Origin of the sequence: Escherichia sp. MOD1-EC6475, assembly GCF_003046645.1 — a bacterium.
Taxonomy (GTDB): domain Bacteria; phylum Pseudomonadota; class Gammaproteobacteria; order Enterobacterales; family Enterobacteriaceae; genus Escherichia; species Escherichia ruysiae.
Genome location: NZ_PZKQ01000005.1, coordinates 99,410 through 105,895, shown reverse-complemented (window position 1 = coordinate 105,895; position 6,486 = coordinate 99,410). Strand labels below are relative to the sequence as shown.

General features: G+C 48.8%; 5 protein-coding genes. 2 read left to right on the top strand and 3 right to left on the bottom strand.

All coding sequences use genetic code 11. From position 1 onward, the window contains the following. Positions 1 to 376, bottom strand: a 376-nt coding sequence (locus A7589_RS01685) for a carbon starvation CstA family protein (protein WP_005120157.1), incomplete at its 3' end; no start/stop codon positions are given. A 668-nt stretch (positions 377 to 1,044) separates the two neighbouring features. Between A7589_RS01685 and tsr the strand changes: the two genes are divergently transcribed. Further along, positions 1,045 to 2,706, top strand: a complete 1,662-nt coding sequence (gene tsr / locus A7589_RS01675; RefSeq protein ID WP_000919637.1) for a methyl-accepting chemotaxis protein — start codon at positions 1,045 to 1,047, stop codon at positions 2,704 to 2,706. 49 nt (positions 2,707 to 2,755) lie between these two features. Here the strand turns inward: tsr and A7589_RS01670 are convergent, their stop codons facing one another. Both A7589_RS01670 and A7589_RS01665 read right to left on the bottom strand, forming a co-directional pair. Further along, entirely contained in the window at positions 2,756 to 4,117 is a 1,362-nt protein-coding gene (locus tag A7589_RS01670) for an MFS transporter (protein ID WP_016159447.1), read from the bottom strand. A 218-nt stretch (positions 4,118 to 4,335) separates the two neighbouring features. Continuing rightward, positions 4,336 to 5,250, bottom strand: coding sequence for a GntR family transcriptional regulator (locus tag A7589_RS01665; RefSeq protein WP_000091592.1), 915 nt, complete (start codon positions 5,248 to 5,250; stop codon positions 4,336 to 4,338). A 138-nt stretch (positions 5,251 to 5,388) separates the two neighbouring features. Here A7589_RS01665 and A7589_RS01660 point away from each other — a divergent pair, with 138 nt between their 5' ends. Further along, positions 5,389 to 6,411 (top strand): zinc-binding alcohol dehydrogenase family protein, encoded by a 1,023-nt coding sequence (locus tag A7589_RS01660; protein ID WP_105282882.1) that lies wholly within the window; start codon positions 5,389 to 5,391, stop codon positions 6,409 to 6,411. Positions 6,412 to 6,486 lie beyond the last annotated feature (75 nt).

Here is a 6,486-nt window from a genome sequence, read left to right as displayed (position 1 = left end):
CCCCCGCCAGCAGCCACAGCGTGCCAGGCAGGTAGCCCATCTGCGCGGCGAGCACCGGACCAACCAGCGGACCGGCACCGGCGATAGCGGCGAAGTGGTGACCAAACAACACGTAACGGTTGGTCGGAACATAGTTCAGACCGTCGTTGTTAATAACCGCAGGCGTCGCGCGCGTGGGGTCGAGTTTCATCACCTTCTGGGCGATGTACAGACTGTAGTAGCGATACGCCACCAGATACACCGACACAGAGGCGACCACGATCCACAGGGCACTGACGTGCTCCCCCCGACGTAATGCAACTACCGCGAGGCAGAATGCACCGATGATTCCAAGAATCACCCAGGGTATGTGCTTGAATAGTTTTTTCGTATCCATAGTAAAACCTGGCATTTTACTCGTCGTCTTTTGGCTTACAGATGCGACAGCTGCATTCGTTCACCCCTGTCACTTACTGTTGTAAGCTCCCGGGGATTCACTCACTTGCTGCCTTCCTGCAAACCAAAATCCATTGAGTAATTTGTTAATCATAGGCCGAAGCCGTTCTAGGTTTGCGTTGCGTTTGAGGAGGTAAATTGACCGCTATCCTGCAGTGATGTTGCCAGAGTTACGCGCGCGTAAAGTAAGGTAAATAACTGAGTGGTTATATTAGGGATGTAAGCGGTCAGTTTTGCAGTTGAGCGGTATTGGGCGAGGTTTATGAAGACTATTTATGTGATATTGATCACAACCGAAGCGATTTTTAGCCCTCGGTTGTGTTACTCATATAAAAATTATATTCATGCTATATATATTAAAACCCCATTTCCTCACTGATAATATTATTTTGGCCAATAATATTAATCTATTGGCAAATATCCTCACGTTCAAAATAGATACAGCTAATGTGAAAAATAAGAAAGAAAAATGTATCAATGAGTGGTTATTGTATTTTTGAACAAAAATAAAAAAGTGAGGTAAATTTAACCAGTTTCAGGTCGCTACCTATAAAGTTTTCTCATTCCAGGCCGAAAATCCTGCTATCGGTCAACAGGAAAAGAGAAACCATGTTAAAACGTATCAGGATCGTGACCAGCTTACTGCTGGTTTTGGCCGTTTTCGGCCTTTTGCAACTGACATCAGGCAGTCTGTTCTTTAACGCTTTAAAAAAGGACAAAGAAAATCTCTCCGTCTTACAAACCATTCGCCAGCAGCAATCTACGCTAAATGGCAGTTGGGTTGCGTTGTTGCAGACGCGTAACACCCTCAACCGTGCGGGTATCCGCTACATGATGGATCAGAACAATATTGGCAGCGGTTCGACCGTCGCCGAGCTGATGCAGAGTGCCACTATTTCGCTGAAACAAGCGGAAAAAAACTGGGCAGATTACGAAGCATTACCGCGAGACTTGCATCAGAGCACAGCGGCTGCCACGGAGATCAAACGTAATTACGATATCTATCACAATGCACTGGCGGAGCTGATCCAGTTGTTAGGGGCGGGCAAAATCAACGAGTTTTTTGACCAACCTACTCAGGGATATCAGGACGGTTTCGAGAAGCAGTATATGGCGTATATGCAGCAAAACGATCGTCTCTATGACATCGCCGTCACCGATAATAATGCTGCCTTTAACCAGGCAATGTGGGTGCTGGCGGGTGTGCTGATTGTCGTACTGGCGGTTATCTTCGCCGTCTGGTTTGGTATTAAAACGTCGCTGGTGGCGCCGATGAATCGCCTGATCGACAACATTCGTCATATTGCTGGCGGCGATCTGGTGAAACCGATCGAGGTAGATGGCTCTAATGAAGTGGGGCAACTGGCAGAGAGTTTGCGCCATATGCAAAGTGAACTGGTACGTACCGTGGGTGATGTGCGTAATGGTGCTAATGCTATCTATAGCGGAGCCAGCGAAATCGCTACCGGTAATAACGATCTCTCTTCACGCACTGAGCAACAAGCCGCTTCGTTAGAAGAGACGGCAGCCAGCATGGAGCAATTGACTGCGACAGTGAAACAGAATGCCGAGAACGCGCGACAGGCAAGCCATCTGGCGTTAAGTGCTTCCGAAACGGCACAACGTGGCGGTAATGTGGTCGATAGCGTGGTACAAACTATGCGCGATATCTCTACCAGTTCGCAGAAAATCGCCGATATTATCAGCGTCATCGACGGCATTGCTTTCCAGACTAATATTCTGGCCTTGAATGCGGCGGTCGAAGCAGCGCGTGCGGGTGAACAAGGGCGTGGTTTTGCGGTGGTCGCGGGAGAAGTGCGTAATCTGGCTCAGCGTAGTGCCCAGGCGGCGCGTGAAATTAAAAGTCTGATTGAAGATTCGGTTGGCAAAGTGGATGTCGGATCGACACTCGTCGAAAGCGCCGGGGAAACTATGGCGGAGATTGTCAGCGCCGTGACCCGCGTGACCGATATCATGGGCGAAATTGCCTCCGCTTCTGATGAGCAGAGTCGCGGTATCGATCAGGTTGGCTTAGCGGTTGTCGAGATGGACCGGGTAACACAACAGAACGCTGCGCTGGTGGAAGAGTCTGCCGCTGCTGCCGCCGCGCTGGAAGAGCAGGCCAGCCGCCTGACTGAAGCTGTGGCTGTATTTCGTATTCAGCAAGAGCAACAGCGTCAGCGCGAAGCGTTGGCGGTAAAAACGGTGGCACCGATGGTGTCGCGTAAAGCGGTAGTGGCTGATAGCGGGGATAACTGGGAAACGTTTTAATTGCCACAAAAAATGCCCGATAAGCGATGACTTATCGGGCAAGGGGAGATTACTCTTTATGCGGATCGCTAATGGGTTGATGTACCATGAAGATGTACGCCAGCGCGCCTGCTGCGGTGACGCAACCGCAGATGAGTAGCGCCAGACGGAATGAGTGAGTGGTATCGACAATAAAACCGGTAATAATCGGTGCTAATGAGGCACACATGAAGCTGGCAAAGTTCTGGATACTGCCCACTGACGCAGCCATGCGAGAAGCGACCGCTACGTGAACCAGCCCCCAGCAGGAGGTTCCAGCAAAGTGAAGGCAGAACAGCGCCATGCCAATCAGCAGAACCGCACTCATGGGGGTTGTCGCTTGCGGTACTACCAGAGTAAAGGCGGCTGAAATGAACATCCCGGTAACAATACAGAGCTTACGGTTCTTAATCGGCTTCATCCCTCCTTTGACCAGCCAGTCAGTCACATATCCGTTGAGTAGCATCCCGATCCCACCGAACAGGAAAGGTATTGCCGCCATCAAGCCTGTGCTTTTTAAATCCAGGTGATAGACTGTTTGCAGATAACCTGGCAGCCAGGCAATGTACAACCACCCCGCATAGTTCATACCACTGAAACCGAGCATCATTCCCCACATTGTGCGGTTACGAAACAGGCTGCGCCATTCGGCAAAAGTGAGTGGGTCGCGGCGGGTATTGACGCTACCGGCGTTGAGATAGGTTTGTTCAGCGGCGGTCAGCACCACCTGCTCGCGGTTGCGATAGAACATAAACCAGGCGATGGCGAGAAAAATGCCCAGTAAGCCGATGGTTATAAACATCCCACGCCAGCCGATGGCCAGCATTATCGCTGCCAGAATCGGCGGGCTTATGGCAATACCAATGACGGAGGCCGCGTTGAAAAAGCCCATCGGGCGTCCACGTTCTTTGATGTTGTACCAGTCGTTAATCACTTTAACACCGCACGGGTTCATGGGAGCCTCGCCGATCCCCATACCTATGCGCATCAGCACGAACTGCGCCAGGCTGTGCACCATGCCAGACATTGCCTGAAACAGCGACCAGACGATCATCCCTAGCCCCAGCATCAGGCGTGGGCCTTTGCGGTCCAGCAGTATGCCTGCGGGCAATTGCGCAATCCCGTAAGAGAGCGAGAACACGGAGAGTAAAGCGCCCATCTCGGTGGCGTTTAACCCCAGCTCTCCACGAATAGTTACATTCGCTACCGACAGCGAACTGCGATCGAGAAAATTTATTACCGCAGCAATAAATAATAACAACATGGCGGTGGTTTGAATGTGTTTAATTCGTGGACTGCGTTGAATTAATCCATTTGGTGGCACGGGGATATCTACCGACGACGTTGAGCGAAAGGAAGATTGCGGATCGAGGGTAATATTTTCTTTTTCCACGCCGAACTCCTGTATCTATAATATATTAATTATTTGCGTAATTATGTATTGCGCAGGGTTAATATTAATGGCAGATGAAATCTTTAGGATTTCACTACCGCTCACAAGAAAACATTTATAGTCGACTGGTTGCGAGCATAGGTAAGTCGGAAATTTCGGGTGTTTATATTTTGATAAAACCGTGCACAAACTAATAGTTTGCTGTTTTTAATCTGTATTTAATAAACGTACCGCTTGTTCTTCTTGATGGAACGAATCATCGCTTGTTTAGCTGAATTCAAATGGTTACGTAGTGCAAGCGTAGCATCCACATAGCTGCGGCAAACCAAAGCACTGAGAATAGTCATATGCTCATCTATGGCTATGATATTGCGCTGCCGGCGATCGTTTTCGTCCCATTGATAGTGGAAATGAAAGATGACGGAGATAATATCAATGGATTGATTGAAAAAGATATTGTCAGTGGCTGAAAGCAATAAGGAATGGAACTCTCTGTCCAGTTGCGAGAACGTGTGAAAATTACTGCCGATGTTGTTACGCAGCATTCGGTGGCGTTCGAGCATGGTTTTCACCTGAAACCAGCGCGGATCATTATCAGGCAGGGTGAGAAAACGCTGGATTGAGCGCGTTTCCAACATTTCGCGCAGTTCAAAAAGCTGCTCGGCGTAGGATTGATCGAAATGCTTTATCCTCCACTGACCGCGTTTTTCGCTTTGGGTGAGGTTATAGCACCATAATTTTAAAAGATATTTTCTTGCCGTAATCGAGCTGACACCTGCCGCTCGCGCCAGTTGCAGCTCAGAAAAAGTTTCACCAGGCAATAACTGACGCTGATTTATCATCGTGAAAAAAAACTGCTCAAATACTTTGTCTTGCTCGCTTATCGAAGCTGCGGGACAGGCAAAACCATCGTTGTGATCAGGTTTACGCGTGATGACGTGGTCATTCCCGACCTGCGTCAGGACACCGCATTCGCGTAAGTGGCTGAGAACATGACGCACCGTGGTGCGACTGACGTTGTACATTTCCGCTAGTGAGCTTTGCGATGGGAGTGGGGAAGGGATATGACCACATACCATCTCATCAATAAACTGGTTAACCACATTATGGCGTAAATTTTGTGAGCGACTCATATTTTTCTCCTTGTCGCGCTATTAAAACCCGATTTAAAACATTTTTATGCGTGTATTTTCACAAAATAGATTTTCTATTTCACTGGCATTTTTCATTTTCATTGATATCTAAGACAACAAAAAATGGAGAGCAGAATTATGCCTAAGATAAATACATTAATTTGCCAGAAACCGAAAGAATTAGTCTGGAAACAATATGAAATGCCAATTCCCGGTGGCGATGAAGTATTGATAAAGATTAAGTCTGTCGGAATTTGTGGTACTGATATTCATGCCTGGGGTGGAAATCAACCATTTTTTAGTTATCCACGCGTGTTAGGCCATGAAATATGTGGAGAGATTGTTGAATTAGGTAAAGATATTGCTGATCTCAAAAATGGCCAGCAAGTTGCAGTGATCCCTTATATCGCCTGTCAGCAATGCCCGGCGTGTAAAAGTGGTCGCACCAACTGCTGTGAAAGCATTTCGGTCATAGGAGTGCATCAGGATGGCGGTTTTAGTGAGTATTTAAGCGTGCCAGAAGCGAACATTTTGCCCGCAGACGGCATCGACCCACAGGCGGCAGCGTTGATTGAACCCTTCGCCATTAGTGCTCATGCGGTGCGCCGCGCGGCAGTTGCGCCTGGCGAGCAGGTGCTGGTGGTCGGGGCGGGGCCAATCGGTCTTGGCGCGGCGGCAATCGCTAAAGTTGATGGCGCACAGGTGGTGGTGGTCGATACCAGTCCGGCGCGGCGTGAGCATGTGATAAGGCATCTGGAGCTGCCCGTGCTTGATCCGTTCGCAGAAGATTTTGATGACCAACTGCGCGCGCAATTTGGTGGCTCTCTGGCGCAGAAAGTGATCGACGCGACAGGTAATCAACATGCGATGAATAACACTGTTAATCTGATTCGCCACGGTGGCACGGTCGTCTTTGTCGGCCTGTTTAAAGGCGATTTGCAAATCTCTGATCCAGAATTCCACAAAAAAGAGACCACAATAATGGGTAGCCGTAACGCTACGCCGGAAGATTTTGCGAAAGTCTGGCGACTGATGGCGGAAGGGAAGATCACTGCCGGCATGATGTTAACCCATAGCTATCCGTTCGCCACGCTGGCAGAAACCTATGAGCGCGATGTGATTAACAATCGTGAGTTGATTAAGGGTGTGGTTACTTTCTGATAATGAGTGACTGGTAAAGTGGCTATGCAGTGTTGGACACTATTTTTATTTATCAATAATGTTTTGTTGGTCGGA

Bases quoted from the DNA above. Each gene is read 5' to 3' on its own strand.
- tsr (WP_000919637.1), top strand. From the start codon at position 1,045: ATGTTAAAACGTATCAGGATCGTGACCAGCTTACTGCTGGTTTTGGCC.
- A7589_RS01665 (WP_000091592.1), bottom strand. From the start codon at position 5,250: ATGAGTCGCTCACAAAATTTACGCCATAATGTGGTTAACCAGTTTATT.
- A7589_RS01660 (WP_105282882.1), top strand. From the start codon at position 5,389: ATGCCTAAGATAAATACATTAATTTGCCAGAAACCGAAAGAATTAGTC.